The sequence below is a fragment of the Lentzea sp. NPDC059081 genome (genome assembly GCF_042738015.1).
GTDB lineage: Bacteria > Actinomycetota > Actinomycetes > Mycobacteriales > Pseudonocardiaceae > Lentzea.
This window is the reverse complement of record NZ_JBHYGW010000016.1, coordinates 117,196-134,635: the sequence shown is the minus strand read 5'-3', so window position 1 is coordinate 134,635 and position 17,440 is coordinate 117,196. Positions and strand designations below refer to the sequence as shown.

At 68.2% G+C, this 17,440-nt stretch carries 12 protein-coding genes; 6 read left to right on the top strand and 6 right to left on the bottom strand.

From position 1 onward, the window contains the following. Window positions 1-486: 486 nt before the first annotated feature. Window positions 487-3,468, bottom strand: coding sequence for a BTAD domain-containing putative transcriptional regulator (locus tag ACFWV3_RS29910; RefSeq protein WP_382415969.1), 2,982 nt, complete (start codon window positions 3,466-3,468; stop codon window positions 487-489). 213 nt (window positions 3,469-3,681) lie between these two features. Between ACFWV3_RS29910 and ACFWV3_RS29905 the strand changes: the two genes are divergently transcribed. Together ACFWV3_RS29905 and ACFWV3_RS29900 are read left to right on the top strand one after the other, a co-directional pair. Beyond that, entirely contained in the window at window positions 3,682-4,872 is a 1,191-nt protein-coding gene (locus tag ACFWV3_RS29905; RefSeq protein ID WP_382415968.1) for a hypothetical protein, read from the top strand. Beyond that, on the top strand, window positions 4,869-5,108 hold the full coding sequence (locus ACFWV3_RS29900; protein ID WP_382415966.1) for a hypothetical protein: 240 nt from the start codon (window positions 4,869-4,871) through the stop codon (window positions 5,106-5,108). Before ACFWV3_RS29905 ends, ACFWV3_RS29900 begins: the two co-directional genes overlap by 4 nt. Here ACFWV3_RS29900 and ACFWV3_RS29895 read toward each other — a convergent pair. Beyond that, complete coding sequence (locus tag ACFWV3_RS29895) at window positions 5,088-7,190, bottom strand: tetratricopeptide repeat protein (RefSeq protein ID WP_382415964.1); 2,103 nt, start codon at window positions 7,188-7,190, stop codon at window positions 5,088-5,090. The genes ACFWV3_RS29900 and ACFWV3_RS29895 overlap by 21 nt on opposite strands. Before the next feature lie 186 nt (window positions 7,191-7,376). Further along, window positions 7,377-7,859 carry a MarR family winged helix-turn-helix transcriptional regulator gene (locus tag ACFWV3_RS29890; protein WP_382415962.1) on the bottom strand — a complete coding sequence of 161 codons (483 nt, stop codon included), beginning with the start codon at window positions 7,857-7,859 and terminating at the stop codon, window positions 7,377-7,379. A gap of 64 nt (window positions 7,860-7,923) precedes the next feature. On the opposite strand from ACFWV3_RS29890, the gene ACFWV3_RS29885 reads away from it, so the two are divergent. Beyond that, window positions 7,924-9,375, top strand: coding sequence for an LLM class flavin-dependent oxidoreductase (locus ACFWV3_RS29885; RefSeq protein WP_382415961.1), 1,452 nt, complete (start codon window positions 7,924-7,926; stop codon window positions 9,373-9,375). Window positions 9,376-9,432: 57 nt separating this feature from the next. Further along, window positions 9,433-9,909 carry a hypothetical protein gene (locus ACFWV3_RS29880; RefSeq protein WP_382415960.1) on the top strand — a complete coding sequence of 159 codons (477 nt, stop codon included), beginning with the start codon at window positions 9,433-9,435 and terminating at the stop codon, window positions 9,907-9,909. Here ACFWV3_RS29880 and ACFWV3_RS29875 read toward each other — a convergent pair. Genes ACFWV3_RS29875 through ACFWV3_RS29865 form a run of 3 tightly spaced genes read right to left on the bottom strand, consistent with a single transcriptional unit; the run spans window position 9,906 to window position 14,023 of the window. Then, a complete protein-coding gene (locus tag ACFWV3_RS29875; protein ID WP_382415958.1) occupies window positions 9,906-11,993 on the bottom strand; it encodes a M6 family metalloprotease domain-containing protein in 2,088 nt (695 codons plus the stop codon). The two genes, ACFWV3_RS29880 and ACFWV3_RS29875, sit on opposite strands and share 4 nt — an antisense overlap. Window positions 11,994-12,047: 54 nt before the next feature. Next, window positions 12,048-13,361, bottom strand: coding sequence for an ATP-binding protein (locus tag ACFWV3_RS29870; RefSeq protein WP_382415957.1), 1,314 nt, complete (start codon window positions 13,359-13,361; stop codon window positions 12,048-12,050). Continuing rightward, window positions 13,358-14,023, bottom strand: coding sequence for a response regulator transcription factor (locus ACFWV3_RS29865; RefSeq protein ID WP_382415955.1), 666 nt, complete (start codon window positions 14,021-14,023; stop codon window positions 13,358-13,360). The genes ACFWV3_RS29870 and ACFWV3_RS29865 overlap by 4 nt, the downstream gene beginning before the upstream one ends. 161 nt (window positions 14,024-14,184) lie before the next feature. On the opposite strand from ACFWV3_RS29865, the gene ACFWV3_RS29860 reads away from it, so the two are divergent. Then, window positions 14,185-15,393, top strand: a complete 1,209-nt coding sequence (locus ACFWV3_RS29860) for a glycosyltransferase (RefSeq protein WP_382416104.1) — start codon at window positions 14,185-14,187, stop codon at window positions 15,391-15,393. Continuing rightward, window positions 15,390-17,435 carry an ArnT family glycosyltransferase gene (locus ACFWV3_RS29855; RefSeq protein WP_382415954.1) on the top strand — a complete coding sequence of 682 codons (2,046 nt, stop codon included), beginning with the start codon at window positions 15,390-15,392 and terminating at the stop codon, window positions 17,433-17,435. The genes ACFWV3_RS29860 and ACFWV3_RS29855 overlap by 4 nt, the downstream gene beginning before the upstream one ends. Window positions 17,436-17,440: the final 5 nt, after the last annotated feature.

Here is a 17,440-nt window from a genome sequence, read left to right as displayed (position 1 = left end):
CTTTTCTTTTTTTTTTTTTGGGTTTGGAAAGGGTGGGTTTGCTCAAAAAACCCCCTGCGTGGTTTTGCTTTTGCGCGCGCAGACGCGGTCGTGTGCCCCCCCCCCCCCCCCCCCCCCAGCACTGTCGAACTCTCTTTCAGGAACTGAACTCGTTTTCCGTGAGGTAAAGCGAGTTCTCCGCCGATGCAGCTAAAGCTGACTGAGCGTTCCACTTTCTTCTGCTCCGACGCCGATCGCGCGTCAGGCGTGAAGCATTTACTAGACAGTTGTGTACGGGCCGTAGATCGCACCGCCCCAGCTGGGGGACAACGGGACCGCGGCCGGGACCAGCGCCAAACTCAGAGCAAGCGCCAGCGCCATGACAACTTTGTGGATACTCGTCATGCCCGAGAAACTACACGGACGGGTGTACACCCCCGAACGGGGGGCTAAAAGGATCGAACAAGGGGTTAAGCGGTAGCCTACGAGGACACGACGGTGTGAGCGTCACTCGAACGAATGAGAGTCTCCTCGCGAGTCGTCCACAGACGATTCACACCGGCCCGACACACCTGCATCCTCGACGCGAGGATCCGGAATGGACCGCCGGGCCCCTCCGTGCTCCCGGAGGTGCGCGAGCAGGTGGTCGTCGCCTTGGCGGGTGGCACTGACGAGCAGCTCAACGGCCTGGCCCCAGCAGTCGGTCGCCGACACGAGATCATCGGCGACCGCACGGACGTGTCCCAATATGTGCCAGCCGCGAGCGAGCGCCTGAGGACGTAAGCAAAGGCCGATCGCTTTCTCGGCGGCATCGGCGGATCGCGCGAAAGAACCGAGATCGTAGAGCACTTCGGACATCACCAGAAACGCCTCGCCCATGCCCGATTTCTCGCCGCTGCACAGATGAGCATCGAGCGCCTGTTCGCTGTATCTCAGCGCTTCCTCGCTTTTTCCGTGTTCATGCTCGATCTTGGCCATCTCAATGAAAGTCGCACCTATGCCACGAACATCTTGCACTTCATTCCGAATAGCCATCGCCCTGGCGTGGTAATCGAGTGCGATGTCATCCAGCTCCATCCGATGATGTGCGGCGGCGAGCAGGTCCAGTGCACATGCCTCAAGACTTCTTGCGCCCATTTTTCCGAAGGGCTCGAGAACCGCCTCACACATCTCGATCGCAGTGCGTGGCTGACCGAGCTTGAGGTGCACGACCCCGAGGTTGTACCTGCTCAAAGCACTCAGTTCCTGATGCCCCAGCTCGTCGGCGAGCATCGTGGCATCGGACAGCCTCTGCCTCGCCTCGTCGTACCGGCCGAGCCAGTGCAGCGCCAGACCAAGATTGTTGAGCGTGCCACATTCGCCTTCTTTGTGACCCAGCTCACGAGCGGAAGCAAGCGCGATCTCATGACTGAGACTCAGATCCGAGTGCAACCCGAATAGATCATATGCCTCACTCATGTTCGCAGCGAGCCGCCACGTGTGATCATGCAAGTTGTGTTTGGCGGAATACGAAACAGCCGCAGTGAGATTGGTCTGTTCTCGAGCAAACCAATCCAATGCTTCGCCGCGTGTCTTGAACTCCGCGGCGCCGTACCAAGACATGGTATCCGACAAGGGAACCCTGGTTCTGTCAGGTCTCACGCACTGGGCTGCATTCCACGTTGAGGCGAGATACCAATCGAAGAGTCGCCGCCGAACCAATTCTCGTTGACTGAGAACTTCTTCTTGGCGCACGAGATCAACGGCATAGCCGTGCAGGAGGTCGTGCAGGCGGTACCTGGTGGCCGAGACCTGCTGGACCAGGTTCGCCTTCACCAGGATCCGCAGGTGTTCCACGACCACGGGCTCGTCCTCCCCGAGAACGGCGCGTGCTGCCGAGACGTCGAACTGGGGACCCGGATGCAGGCCGAGGCGCCGGAAGCTCTGCGCGACCGCTGCCGGCAACGCTCGGTAGGACCAGGAGAAGACGTTGGACAACGTCGTGTCCTCGTCGTCGCTGTCCGCCGAGTCCAGCAGGCCGAGGCCTTCGTTCTGCCGCAGTTCGCGGGCCAGGTCCAGCAGCGAGATGTACGGGCGGTCGACGGCGTGCTGGGCGATGATCCGAAGGCTGAGCGGAAGCCCACCGGCCAGCTGGGTCAACGCCGCCAGCCCTGCGTCCTCGCGCGAGCGCCCCTTCCCCTCGAGCTCGGCCAGCAGCAGGCCGACGGACTCGCGCGACGTCAGCGGCGGGACCTCCATGGTCCGCACGCCGTCGCGGATCGTCAGGCCTTTCAGCTCCGATCGGCTGGTCACCAGGCAGCAGCAGTCGGCTGCTGCCGCGAGGATGGGACGTACCTGCCCGCCATCACGGGCGTTGTCGAGGATCAACAAAATCCTGAGCCCGCTCAACGACCTCCGCAACCGCACTCGTCGCTCGTCTGCGGTCAACGTGCCGACCGAGATTCCGAGTGACACCAGCAGGACGGCTATCGCGTCGTCCGGTGCCATCGGGGCCGTGGGGCCGTGGCCGCTGAGGTTGACGAACAGCTGGCCGTCGGGGAAACGGGACTTCCGCTGGTGCGCCCACCGGGTCACCAGGCTCGTCTTGCCCGCGGCCGGCATGCCGTGCAGGGCGACGACCTGGCCCTGCAACGTGGCGAAGAGGGCGTCCAGCCGCGTCAGGAGCTCCTTGCGACCGGTGAAGTTGTGGATGTCGCGCTCAAGCTGCTGCGGCGGGTTCAGGGAGATCTTGCCGACCACGGCGGTGCCGGCCTGCTTCTGGACGATGGCCTGGTAGAGCGCGCGCATTTCAGGACCCGGTTCGGCGCCGATCGCATATTCCAGCCGGGAACAGAAATCGGCGTAGAACTCCAGCGCTTTCGAGTACCTGCCCATGCCGTCGAGCGACCGCATGTAGTGACGCGCGAACATCTCCTCCGTCTCGTGTTCGTCGAGCAGCCGGCCGACGGCGCTCATCACCTCACTGTGTTCTCCCAACAGCAGCTGGGTGTCGAACAACAGGCAGTAAGCGGGAAGTCGGTCGAATTGCTCCATCTGAACACGGCAGTGATCCGACCAGGTTCCTGCGAGGTCGTCCAAAGGCGTGCCCTGCCACAACGCGAGCGCTTCTTGAACGAGGGTTTTGGCCAAATACTGGTCACCGCCACCAGAGACTTGTCTTGCTTTTGTCACCAAGTGCCGGAAGCGGTGCAGGTCGACCAGCATCGGGTCGAGTTCCAGCCGGTAGGCAGCGCCTTCCTTGCGCAGCCGGCCTCCCGATCCCGACTCGGCGAGAATCCTCCGAATCCTGCTTATGATGGGATGAAGACGGCCCTTCACGGCTTCCAGCGGCTCGCCGCGCCACAGCTCATCGATGATCAGATCTATGGACACGGGATGTCCTGAGCCATAGAGCAGCAAAGCCAAAACGCCGCGTTGTTTCGCCGTGCCGAGCGGGACGCTGCCGTCGTCCGTCAGCAAGGAAGTCTTCCCGAAGATCTTGAATTCCACCAGCGTCTCACCCCTCGCTGGGCCCTTCTCGCACACCAGGGATCCAGTGTGCCCTTTCCGTCGGATTCCCAGCAGGTCGAATGTTCCGAGTTGCTCCAAATCGGTGAGACGAGCACCAGGCAATCGGAGGGGCAAGTTCGCAGCAAGTCGACCGGCAAGTGCGATCCGGATCCTTGGTTCCAACGGGGATGAGTGCTGGCCAAGGGGGGATTCATGACACGTGCTGAGTGGTTGCAGGTGCCGGTCGGGCTGGACGCACCGCAGTGGGTGACGCGGCACGACCTGCTGAACGTGCTGGTGGTCGTGCACACGGTCACCAGCGGTCAGAGGTTGCTGGAGGTGATCGAACTGGTCGAGCGGGACCCCAGGGTGCAGGTGGCCTTCACCCAGGCGCCGGACGTGTTCAGCAACGGCGTCGACGACTTCCTCCGCGGTACCGGAGGACTCGTCCTGGCTTGGGAGCAGGTGGTTCACGAACGGTTCGATCTCGCGATCACCGCGGGCTACGGAGGGCTCAACCAGTTGCACGCGCCATTGCTCGTCGTGCCGCACGGCGCAGGCTTCGGCAAGACGTACGCGGGGACGTCCGCGGTGTACGGCCTGGACGCGCAACGATTGCTCCACAACGGCAGGGTGCTTCCCGAAGCCATCGTGTTGTCGCACGAACACCAGCTGGAGGTCCTGCGCCGCCACTGCCCGCCGGCTGTCGACGTCGCGATCGTCGCGGGCGATCCCGGCTACGACCGGATGATCGCGAGCCTGCCGCATCGCGACCGCTACCGGTCGGACCTGGGTGTCCGGCCGGAGCAGAACCTTGTTGTGGTCAGCTCCACGTGGGGAGGTCAGTCCCTGTTCGGGCGGTTCGCGGATCTCTTCCCCCGTCTGCTCGAGGAGCTGCCGTCGCGTTACCGCTCCGCCGCGCTGATGCACCCGGCCGTGTGGTTCGGCCACGCTCCGCGCCAGATCAGGTCCTGGCTCGCCGACTGCGTGGACGCCGGGCTCGTCGTGATCGATCCGCAGGCCGACTGGCGGGCAGCCCTGGTGGCTGCCGACTTCGTCATCGGCGACCACGGTTCGGTCGCCGTGTACGCCGCGGCGATCGGGACGCCGGTCCTGCTGGTCGATCCAGGACTGCAGGCGGTGACCGCCAGCGGATCACCACAGGAAGTCCTGCGCGACAACGCCGTGATCTACCGCGACGAGTCGTCGCTGCACAGTCTGTTCGAGGAGGCGCAGCAACGAGCGGAACTGTTGCGCGACAGGGTCGCCGGGAGCCTGACGTCGCGACCTGGCCACTCGGCCACCTTGATCAAGGAGGCCATGTACCGGCTCCTCGGTGTCCCGGTGCGGGGAAAGCACCGCGCGCCGGCACCGGTGACGATCACACCGGAGGTACACCGGTGATGACCGCGGTGGCCGAGGACGGCCGGACGCTGGGCCTGTCCTCCGACGGCCTGCTCGGGGACTGCCTCACCTGGGACGAGCTGGTCGAGTCGGTGACGATCTCGTTGTGCGCGTGGTTCACCAGCGGCCTCGACCTGAAACTGCTCGTCCGCAACGGTCTGCCGGTGTGGTGCGCTCAGCACCGCACCGCTGGAACCAGAAGTCCTTGCGGACTGCTAAGGGTCACCGACGAGTGAACGGAGGCGATCGGACACGGCTCTGGCCCTGGAAGACCCCAGGGTGTTGAGCAGGTGGACCGCCTTCCGCAGGTGGTCCACCGCGCTCGCGGTGTCCCCGAGGTGCTGGGCGACTTCCGCGATTATCTCGTGCGAGTGCGCAAGCCCGTCGTTCGAACCGACTGACCCCATCATGCCCAGCGCCTCTTCGGCCACTTCACCCGCGCGGACGAAGTCCTCCGCATGACAGTGCACCCGTGCCTGCGCCACGAGCACACGCGCGGTGTTGTACGGATCCGGCTCCGACAGGCAGTCGAAGACCGCCCGCGATTCGGAGAGGTGCGCCAGCGCCTCGGTGTCGCGGCCGATGCGACTCAGCGCCGTACCGAGGTGGATCAGGCTCAGTCCAAGGCTCCGATCCGCACCCAGCGCACGGTTCAGGTCCACCAGTTCCGCGAACTCCGCAGCTGCCTCGTCCATCCGACCGGTGTCGACGTGGAGCAGTGCCAAAGCCTCGCGCGCGTCGGCGACGCCTCGCTGGTCACCACTGGTAGCCGCGATCTCCGCCGACGCGCGCAGATGTTCCTCCGCCTCGCGGTACCTGCCGAGAGTCGTGCAAACGCGGCCGAGGCGCTTCAGCATGTCCGCCTCCGCGAACGCGTTCTGCCATTGGCGAGCAGCCTCGACGCCACGCACATCGATGTCGACGCGATCGTGGTAGTGCTTGCGGTGCAACAGCAATGGCCACATCACGTCCGAAAGGTGCCAGGCCAGGTCGGGCCATCCCCGGTTCAGGCTCACCTGGCCCGCGGTGAGGAGATTCGTCCGCTCCAGCTCCAGCCAGGCGAGAGCCTCGTCGCGACCGGCGAACCGCGGTTGTTCCGCTGGGTCGGCGCGGAAGTCGTAGTCAAGTCGGCGGCGGTGGGGCGTCACGATCCTGTCGGCCACCATGGCCCCCGCCAGATACCACTCGAGCACGTGCCGCAGTGCGGCGTCCCTGCTCTCCTGATCATCCAGCCTGTCGGCCTGCTGCCGGGCGTGGAGCTTCAACAGGTCGTGGAACCGGTAGCGGTCTTCCGCGACCTCCTCCAGCAGGCTGCTGTCGACCAGTTCCTCGATGAGTCGGCTGGCCTCCGGGAATCCCCGGCCGAGCAACGACGCCGCGACAGCCGGACCGAACGTCTGACCGGGGTGCAATGCGAGGCGGCGGTACACGACGGCGGTTCGTTCGTCCAAAGCGCGGTAGGACAGGTCGAACGTCGTCTGGACGGAGAGTTCCTGCGATGGTGACAACATCGCCAGCCGCAACTGCTCGTCGGCCAACTCGGAGACGACGCGTCCCACGGACCAATTCGGTCGTGCTGCAAGGCGCGCCGCCGCCACCCGCACCGCGATCGGCAATCCGCCGCACAGGTCGACCAGAGCCTCCGCGCGGTCCTGCTCCTCCGCGATCCGGTTGCCACCCAACGTCTTCGCCAGCAACGTCACCGCCGACGAAGGCGCCAGCGGGCGGATGTCCAGCAGCCGGCCTCCGTCGACGACCAGATCGGTCAGCCGAGTCCGGCTCGTCACGACGACGGCGCTGGAGGACGAGTTCGGCAGCAGCGGGCGCACCTGCATTGCCGCGCGCGCATTGTCGAGCACTACGAGAAGCGACTTGCCCGCTGTCAGCGACCGGTACAGCGCTGCCTGTTCAGCAAGGTCCGCCGGAACGCTCTGCGGTACGACACCGAGACTGCGCAAGAAGAGACCCAGTGCCTCTTCCGAGCGCATGGGCGTCTCCCCGCTGAAACCGCCGAGGTCGACGTAGAACTGCCCGTCAGGAAAGCGATCGTGCACCCTGTGCGCCCATTGGAGCGCGAGCGCGGTCTTGCCGACGCCACCGGGTCCGGCCAGCACGGCGAGCATCCGCTCGCCCGGCACGAGCATCGTGTCGAGTTCGGTCAGGTCCGCCGCGCGATCCGTGAAGTGCGCCGGCGCCGGGAGAAGCTGTTGTGGCACGGGAACCGCAGATTCCGGGTGGAAGTGAATATCGCCGTGGATGGTTCCCGCTTGCACCGCACGACCGCGAAACGAGCCCGACATTTCGTTGTGCACATCCATGGCACCCCCGTTGTGCATCCGCACTGCGCAACATGACGACCGTACGGCGTTTTGCACATGAATCTGCTTGAAGACACCCGTGATGCCCAACACGACGACCGAAGTTCCACCCGGTGTGATGGACATGAACTGTTCGGCTGACCACTGAAGGTGGTTGAGTCGAGTGCGGAGCCAGGCGGGGTACCGCTAAGGCGTACCCGCGGCGATGTCCTGGACCACGGCGCAAGCGCTCGGCACCGGGTCCAGCTCGTTGACGTGCCCGGCCAACTGGCAGAGCAACGCCTTGAACGTCCCCCGGTCCCCCACGGGCAGGCCCGACAGCACGTGCGCCTCGGCGTGCGACAACCGCAGGTCCAGCTCCTCCAGCCGCGTGCGACCAACAGAAGTGGCCACCACCAGGCGGGTGCGGCGGTCGGTGGGCGCGGGCTTGCGCGAAACCAGGCCCGCGCGCTCCAGGTCGTCCAGCAGGTAGGTCATGACGGTGCGGTCTATGCCCAGCTGCTGGCACAGGGCGGACTGGCTTTCCGGCTGGTCGCGGACCGATGCCGTGAGGATCTGGTAGCCGCGGTGGCCGCCCGGGAGGTCGCCGACGGCGGCGTTGGTGGCCTTGACGAAGGCGCGGAAGACCACGCCCAGGGTCCAGCCGAAGTCGTCCGACAGAGCGGTCACCGGGCCAATGATAGCCACCACAGAACGTCTGTAAAACAGAACATCTGCATGGCATACTTTCGGCATGACAGATTATGGCCACCCGGTCGAGTTCGGGGTGTTCCTGGCGCCCGAGGCGGCGCGGTTCGAGAGCACGCTGGAGCTTGCCAAGGCCGCTGACGTGCTGGGACTGGAGTACGTGAGCATCCAGGACCACCCGTACAACTCGACGCACCTCGACACGTGGACGTCCTTGGCGGTCATCGCTGCCAGCACGACCAACGTCCGGGTGTTCCCGAACGTCGCCAACCTGCCGTTGCGGCCGCCTGCTGTGCTGGCGCGCGCTGTGGCGAGTCTGGACGTCATCACGGGTGGGCGGGTCGAGCTGGGGCTCGGGGCCGGGGCGTTCTGGGACGCCATCGCGGCCATGGGTGGGCCGAGCAGGACGCCTGGCGAGTCCGTGCAGGCTCTGGAGGAAGCCATCGCGGTGATCCGGGCGTTGTGGACGCCGGGTCGTGGGGCGCGGATCCAGGGTGAGCACTACTCGCTCGGCGGCGCTCGGCCCGGGCCGTTCCCGGCGCACGACGTCGGGATCTGGCTGGGTGCCTACAAGAAGCGGATGCTGCAGCTCACCGGGCGCGCTGCTGACGGGTGGCTGCCGTCCAGCTCGTACGCGCCGCCGGAGCAGCTCGGGACGATGAACGCGATCATCGACGACGCCGCGCACGAGGCGGGGCGGTCGCCTCGGGACATCAAGCGGCTCTACAACATCTCGCCCGGCTTCACGGCCGAGCAGCTCGCTGGGCTGGCGCTCGAGCACGGCGTCAGCGGGTTCATCCTCGTGGTCGACACGGATGCCGAGCTGCGGGTGTTCGCGGAGGAGGTCGCGCCGGCCGTGCGGGAGATGGTGCGGGAGGAACGGGATGCGCTCCCAAAAGCGCTGGGCGTGACGCCCACGCCTGACGACGGGAAACGCCTCTCCGCGGAGACCTTGTGGGACGAGGCCGCGCGGCCACGTGGGCCCAGGCCGGAGAAGGACGCCGTCTACACCGCGGCCGGGCGGGCGCACAGCCGGCAGCTCGTCGGCGTGCACAACCACCTGCGCGAGGAGCTGACCAAGATCCGGAACGTGGTCCGGCAGGTCGAGCAGGGCATCCTCGAGGTCGGTGACGCGCGGGACGAGATCAACGCGATGACCATGCGCCAGAACAACTGGACGATGGGCGCGTACTGCGAGACCTACTGCCGTCTCGTCACGATTCACCACACGTTGGAGGACCGGAGCCTTTATCCACAGCTCAGGGCCGGTGACGCGCGGCTCGGGCCGGTGCTCGACCGGTTGTCCGAGGAGCACCTGGTGATCCACGACGTGCTCGAACGGCTAGACGCCGCGCTCGTCAGCACGGTCGCGGAGCCGAAGAGGATCGCGGAGGTGGCCGAGGCCGTCGACCTGCTCACGGACACGCTGCTGTCGCACCTGTCCTATGAGGAGCGTGAGCTGGTGGAACCGATGGCGCGCATTCCGTACCACTACTGAGTGCACCTTGGCGTGTGCGGTGGAGCGTGGAGCGCTTCTACCAACAGACTGAGGTGCGTGAACACCAGGAAGCGAGTCGATCCAGTACGACGCGGTCGCACGATCCTGGGTGCGTCGCTGTTGCTCACAGCCGTCATGGCCGGCGTGCGGGCCGCCGTGGGGTTCGCCAGCTCGGCGGAGACGGAACTCACCATCCGGTCGCGCAAGGGCCACGACATCACGGTCGCGCTCCACGAAGGACTGACCTACGCGTGGCTCGCGTTCGCGGTGCTGATCGCCGTCGCCGCGCTTCCCCTGCTGCTCAACGGAAGCGGCCGCACGTTCGCGGCCGGGGTCTGCTACGCACTGGGAATGCCGTTGCTGCTGCTGGGAATCGGCGCTCCGGCACCGGTGTCGGCGGTCAGCACGCTGACGTGGTTCGCGTGCGGGGCGATCCTGCTGTCGGCCTGCTTCGCGATGCTGACGTCCGGACCTGTTGCCCCGCAACGAAGTGCTCCGAGCCGGCCGAGACCGGCCCGGAGCCGTACCCGCTAGCCCGTCACCGTGCAGGTGGCGGTCGCGGTCTTCGCCGGGTTGCTCTCCGAGACCGCCGTCAGGGTCACCTTCGACGTGACCGGCCCGCTGCCCCGCTGGGCGTGCACGGGGACGTCGACCTTGCCGCCGAACTTGGCCGTGGCCAACGCGTTCGGCACCGACACGGTCCAGCCGTCGGCCGCCGTCGCCGTCACGCGATACACGTCGCCGTCGAGGTACTGGTCGACGGGTTCCGGGTGCTGCGAGCCGGGAGTGGCGGCACGGCCGGTGTTGGTCACCGGGAACTTGCACGTCGCCACGCCGTCCGAACCGGCACGGGCGGCCGTCGCCGTGACGCGCACGCCGCGCTGCTGCGGTCCGGCGCCGTCCAACGACCGGACCGCGACCGTGTACGACAGGACGCCGCGCGAGTCGCGTTGCAGGTCCAGCACGTAGAAGTGCAGGCGGTTGGCCTGGTCGACGAACTCGTACTGGCTGCCGGACCCGGTGCCCGCGTGGAACAGGGCGTCGGACAGCTGGCGGTAGTCGCCGATCGTGATCGGGACCCTGGTGCCGTCCGGCAGGACGTAGTCGGTCATGCCGATGTCCTGCGGGTTGGCGTCGATCACCCACGTGAACGGTGCGGCGTCGGCGTTCTTGGTCTTCGCCAGCAGCACGCCCGAGTCCGGCGTGAACGAGTCGGCGCCCATGCGGTCGACGACCTCGAGCGTGTAGTTGTTGTAGCCGCCTCCGTCGCAGAACGGGTTGGTGGACACGTTGCAGGACGGCGTCTTGTCGCCCGTGCCCAGCGCGAGGTTGATGCCCGTCAGACCGGTGGAGCCGGGGTTGACCTCGCGGGCGGTGATCTTCGCGATGACCGTGCCCGACCCGGCCAGCGCCTCGCGCGAGAGCCGCAGGACGTTCTGCTCGTCGACGATGCCGAGCTTGATCCGGTTGCGGAACGTCTGCTGCGCGCCGAGCGACGCACCGCCGGTGGCCGGGATCGTCCACCGCGAGTGCGGACCGCCGGGGCCGTTGAACGAACCGCGCGACAGCATGTCCCACGGGCCGCTGTAGTCACGGCGCGGCGGGCTGCCGTACGGGTTGTTGTAGTTGTCGCCGATGCCGAGGATGTGGCTCAGCTCGTGCGCGTACACGCCCTGGCCGGAGCTCTCGGCCTGGGTGGACGAGCCGCCGCCCGCGTTCGGCCAGATCGCCGACCCCGCCGCCCACGACGTCCAGTCGACGTAGCGGGTGCTCGACCAGTTCGGCAGGGCAGGATCCGGCGGGCCGAAGTCGTCGGTGACGTCCTCCTTGGTCCGGAACTTCATCATCCCGAACTCCTGCCACGTGCCGGACTCGTCCTGGCCCGCCGACAGGTAGTAGATGAAGTCGTAGCCCGCGGGCACCTGCGAACCCACGTCCGCCACCCACGCCGCACGGCCGTCGGTGCGGATGTTGCGGTTGCAGTTGTCGCCGGACGGGCAGCCGGTGCCGCCCTGGAACTCCATGGCGTACTCGTGGTCCTTGCCCGGCATCGTGTACGGGCCGAACGCCTTCAGCTCGACGCCATAGCGCCCGCCGGAGGTCTCCATCCAGTACTCGTGCACGGTGTGGCCGCGGTTCAGCGTTCCCGGCTTGTTGAGGAAGTCCTGGTAGAACTGCCCGACCTGGGCGCGCGGGACGCCGCTGGCCTCGGTGCTCGGGTTGCCGAACACCGTGGAGTTGCCGGGCTGCGTCACGACGAACGGCTGGTTCGGGTAGTCCAGCAGGACGAGCGCGCCCTTGAAGGTGCGCACCGATCCCTTGACCGACGGGTCGGCCCAGTTGGTGCCGGGGATCTTCTTGTAGTCCCGCTCCCACGTCATGTGGTCGGGGTTGACCCAGTTCTGCGGGTCGATCGGGCCGGGGAACCCGTTCTGCGCCAGCACACGGGCGGAGTCCCCCGACTGCTGCCACGGCTGCTGCTGGGGCCAGTGGTCGTACTGCCAGTGGTTCGACGGCTGCTCGGGGGAAGGGGCGGCGGCGGAGTTGCCGGCCGTGACCATCGCGACGGAGAGGAACGCGGTGATCAGCAGGGCAGGGCGCCGGTGTCTGCGGTCCATGGCACCACCGTGGTGCAGAGCGGGCCTCGCCAACCACCGTCGATCGTCTGCTGCTCAACGGAATTCGGGCAGTTGGACGAACACCGAAGCGCCGCGCGGCCTCGGCACGAACCGCACCGTGCCGCCGTGCACCGCCACGATGTCCGCCACGATCGCCAGTCCCAGACCGGATCCGGGCAGGCCACGGGCGTCCGGCGCGCGCCAGAACCGGTCGAACGCCGACTGCCGGTGCTCGAACGGCACTCCTGGCCCCTCGTCGCTGACGACGAGCCAGCCCGGCCGCGAGCGGACCGTGATCGTGGAGCTCGCCGGGGAGAACTTCACGGCGTTGTCGAGCAGGTTGAGCACGCTGCGTTCCAACGCGCCCGCGTCGCCGACCACCGACCACCCGGCGCGGTCGACGTCGAAGACGTGGTCGTGGGCACGGCTGCGGGCCCGTTTGACGGCGCGGTCGATCACCTCGGCGACGTCGACCGGGTCCCTGGCCAGCTCCCGGTCGTCCCTGGCCAGCACGACGAGCTCCGCGACGAGGTCGCCGAACTCCTGGCTCTGGGCCTGCAGGCGGTCGAGGACCTCGCCGCGCTGGGGCAGCGGACGACCCGTGCGCTCGCTGCGGACCAGCAGGTCGACGTTGGTGCGCAACGAGGTGAGTGGCGTGCGCAGCTCGTGCGCGGCGTCGTTGACCAGGTCCCGCTGGCGCCGCCGGGACTCGGCCAGCGCCGCGGTCATGGACGTGAACGCGCGGCCCAGCCGCCCGACCTCGTCGCTGCCGGAGACGATGACCGGGGTCGTGAGGTCCTCGGTGCGGGCGATGTGCTCGACGGCCTCGGTGAGGCGTTCCATCGGGGCGAGGGCGCGGCGCGTCAGCCACAGACCTCCCGCGGCGACCACCACCGCGCCGAGGATCGACACGCCCACCAGCACTCCGGCGAGGGTGGCCAGCGTGGTGTCGATCTCGGCGGTGCTGCGGCTGAGGATCAGGACCTCGCCGCTCTCCAGAGGTTGCAGCAGGACGCGGGCGTCGGCACCGGACTGCGTCACGCCGTCGCGGAACACCGGCGTCGTCACGAAGTCGTCGGCGCTGGTCACCACCGGGTCGACGCCGGGTGGCGCGCAGGTGTGGCCGTCGAGGCCCAGGGTCTGGATGCCCTGCAGGACCTGCCGCAGGCCCTCCGCCGGGACGCTCGCGTCGCACCGGATCTTGATCCGCGGCGGGGGAAGGCTGGCCTGCAACGAGTTGTCGAGCTGCGAGCGCAGGTTGTGCTCGGTGGCGAGCCACGTCACGACGCTGATGCCGGCGATCGCGACGGCCACCACGAACGCGGTGATCAGCGCGAGCTTGCTGCGCAACAGCACCGGGCGGGTCACGGCGACTCGCGCAGGATGAAACCCATGCCCCGCACGGTGTGCAGCAGCCGCGGACGGCCACCCGCCTCCGTCTTGCGGCGCAGGTAGCCGATGTACACCTCGAGGAGGTTCGTGCCGGGGTCCTTGCCCCACACGGCGTGCTTGAGGTGGTTCTTCGTCAGCAACCGGTCGGGCTCGCCCAGGAACACGGCCAGCAGGTCGAACTCGGTCGGCGTCAGGTCGAGCCGCTCGCCGCCGCGCACGACCTCACGGGCGTCCGGGTCCATCCGCAGGTCGGCGAACTGCAACAGCCTCGGCATCGGCCGGTTGCGGTTCTGCTTGAGCAACGCCCGCACGCGGGCCAGCAGCTCCTCCAGTGCGAACGGTTTGACCAGGTAGTCGTCGGCACCGGCGTCCAGACCGGTGACCCGGTCGCCCAGCGCGTCGCGGGCGGTCAGCATCAGCACGGGCAGGCGCTCCCCCGCCGCGCGCAGCCGCCGGCAGGCCTCCGAGCCGTCCAGCACGGGCATCATCAGGTCGAGGATGGCCAGGTCGGCACCCCCGAGCCGGAGCAGGGCCTCGGCACCGTCCGCGGCGGTCGTGACCTCGTAGCCCTCGAACTCGAGACTGCGCCGCAGACTGTCCCGCACGTCCGGGTCGTCGTCCACCACGAGCAGTCTCATGGTGACGACGGTAGGGCCGCAGGCTGTGAGCCAGCTGTGCATCGCCGCTCTCACGATTCTCTCAGCGCCAGCCAAGGACGTTCTCACGACGGCGTCGACACGCTCGGTTGCACAACGGCCACTTCGGTGTCCACAGTGGAACGGAGACCCCCATGGCGGTGATGACCGCGCAAGCCACGGGCACAGTCGACATCATGATCCCCGTCTACAACGAGGAACGCGCGCTGCCCGGCTGCGTCGAGGTGCTCCACGAGTTCCTGAGCGAGCAGTTCCCGTTCGACTGGTCGATCGTCGTCGTCGACAACGCCAGCACCGACAGGACCCTGGACGTCGCCGCGGAGCTGGCGGAGAAGTACGAACGGGTGCGCGTGCACCACCTCGACCGCAAGGGCCGCGGGCTGGCGTTGCGGGAGTCGTGGGGCTCCAGCGAGGCCGCGGTCGTCGTCTACATGGACGTCGACCTCTCCACCGGGCTCGACGGGCTGCTGCCGCTGGTCGCGCCGCTGCTCAACGGGCACTCGGACCTCGCGATCGGCTCCCGGCTCGCGCCGGGGTCGCGCACGGTGCGCGGGCCGCGCCGGGAGCTGGTCTCGCGGGCGTACAACGCGCTGATCCGGCTCACGCACGGCGCCCGGTTCAGCGACGCCCAGTGCGGCTTCAAGGCGGCCAGGACCGACGTCATCCGGCCGTTGCTGGGACAGGCGCGCGACGAGGCGTGGTTCTTCGACACCGAGCTCCTGCTGCTGGCCGAGCACAACGGCCTGCGCGTGCACGAGGTCCCGGTGGACTGGATCGAGGACGTCGACAGCCGGGTCGACGTCGTGGGCACCGCCATCGACGACATCAAGGGGCTGGTGCGGGTGGCCAGGGCGAAGGCCAACGGCACCGCGCGGGTCTCCGGCCTGCCGCGGCGGCCGGAACCGAAGGCGATCCACCCCGACGCCGTGCTGAGCCGCAGCGAGGGCGGGCTCTCGTGGCAGGTGCTGTCGTTCGCGGTGATCGGCGTGATCTCGACGCTCGCGAACCTGGCCCTGTACGGGCTCTTCCGGCTCTGGTGGCCGGTGCTGGCGGCCAACCTGGTGGCGTTGGTGATCACCACTCTCTTCAACACGGAGGCCAACCGCCGCTTCACCTTCACGGCCCGCAACACCACCCGCGGCAGGACGCACCTGCAAGGGTTCGTGGTGTTCGGCCTCTACTACGCCTTCACGTCGGCCGCGTTGCTCGTCTTGCACGCGGCCTCCCCCAACCCGCCCCGCGCGCTGGAACTGGTGGTGCTGCTGGGCTCGTCGGCCCTGGGCACGGCGGGGCGGTTCTTCCTGTTGCGGAGCTGGGTGTTCCGCCGCGCCGAACGAAAGGACCCCGCATGACCGCCACTGCCGAAGTGGCCGCTCCGGTCGACCGACCGGCCGGAGCACAGCAGTCCCGTTGGCACGTCTGGGCTCTCGTCGCGATCTGCGTCCTGGCCGGTGCGCTCTACGCGTGGGCCATCGGCGCGGGGCAGATCGGCAACTCGTACTACTCGGCCGCCGCGAAGTCGATGTCGACGTCGTTCACCAACTTCCTGTTCGGCTCGTTCGACCCGGCCGGCGTGGTGACCGTCGACAAGCCGCCGATGGCGTTGTGGCCCCAGGCGGTCGCCGTATGGATCTTCGGTTTCCACGGCTGGGTCGTGCTGCTGCCGCAGGTCCTTGAAGGCGTCGCCGCTGTGTTCCTGCTGCACCGCACGGTCCGGCTGTGGGCGGACGAGAACGTCGCGCTGCTCGCGGCGCTGATCTTCGCCCTGACGCCGATCACGGTGGCGATCAACCGCGACAACAACCCCGACACGTTGCTGGTGCTGCTGCTGGTCGCGGCCGCCTACGCGTTCACCCGCTCGGTCAGGTCGGCGGAGAGCCGGCCGCGGACGAGGTGGCTGCTGTGGTGCGCGTTCTTCATCGGCTGCGGGTTCCTGACCAAGATGCTGCAGGCGTGGATCGTGGTGCCCGGGTTCGCCCTCGCGTACCTGGTGGGGTCGTCGGCACCGGTCAAGCGGCGGGTGCTCGACCTGCTGGCGGCCGGCGGGGTGCTGGTCGTGTCGTCGTTCTGGTGGGTGGCGCTGCACGCGTGGTGGCCGGGCTCGAAGCCGTACATCGGGGGCAGCACGGACGGCGGCGCGTGGGACCTGATCATCGGCTACAACGGGCTCGGCCGGGTGTTCGGCGGGAGCGGCAACCGGGGTGGTGGGGAGCAGATCGGTCAGCTTCCACCCGGCCAGGTTCCGAGCGGTCAGATGCCGTCCGGCGTGGAGTTCGGCGGTGGGCCCGGCGGTGGCTCGATGTTCGGCGGGCAGGCCGGTGCGACGCGCATGTTCGACGCGGCCGTCGGCGGGCAGATCTCCTGGCTGCTGCCGTTGTGCCTGATCGTGCTGGTCGCGGTGGCCGTGGCGGGAGTGCTGCGGTGGCGGCGCGGCGTGCCCGGCGACCCGGCCGAACGCGCGGGCTGGTTCCTGTGGGGCGGCTGGCTGCTCGTCACGGCGGTGGTGTTCAGCTTCGCGCAGGGCATCTTCCACCCGTACTACACGACGATGCTCGCTCCGGCGGTCGCGGCGATCGGCGCGGCCGGGCTGGTGATGTTCTGGCGGGCCAGGAGCTTCGTGCGGTTCCTGCTGCCGTTGTCGGTGGCGGTGACGGCGGTGTGGGCGTTCGTCGTCGTCTCGCGCGACCCGTCGTTCCACGGCTGGACGCGGTGGGCGGTGCTCGGCGTCGCGGCGGTGGCGATCGTCGTGCTGCTGCTGGGACTGCGCCGGGCCGGGCTGGTGGCCGCCGTCGTCGCGGTGCTGCTCACGCCCGCCGTGTGGTCGACGGCGACCGCTGCCACGGCCAGTTCCAACGGCACGATCCCCGCGGCCGGCCCGAACACGCCCGGCGGCGTGCAGATCTTCCGGAACGGTCAGCAGCCGCCGAACGGCGTGCAGCCGCCCGGCGGGCAACGACGGCCCCAGCAGAACGGCCGGGGCACCCGCGGGCAGGTGCCCGGCGGGTTCGGCGGCGAGCGGACGTCGTTGAGCGACGAGCAGAAGCGGATCCTCTCCTATGCCGAGGAGCACAGCGGTGGCGCGGAGATCACCCTCGCGGTCGCCGGGTCGTCCCAGGCCGCCTCGCCGTACATCCTCGGCTCGGACGAGGTCGTGATCGGCATGGGCGGGTTCTCCGGCTCGGACAACGCGCCGTCGGTCGACCAGCTGCAGCAGTGGGTCGCCGAGGGCAGGCTCAGGTTCGTGTTGAGCGGTGGCGACCGGATGGGCGGTGGTCCTGGCGGTCGCGGCGGTGACCACGGCCGCCAGGAGTGGATCTCCGCGCACTGCACGGCGGTCGACCCGAGCGCGTACGGCGGCGGATCGGCGGAGACGCTGCTGGAGTGCCGCGCGTGAGCCGG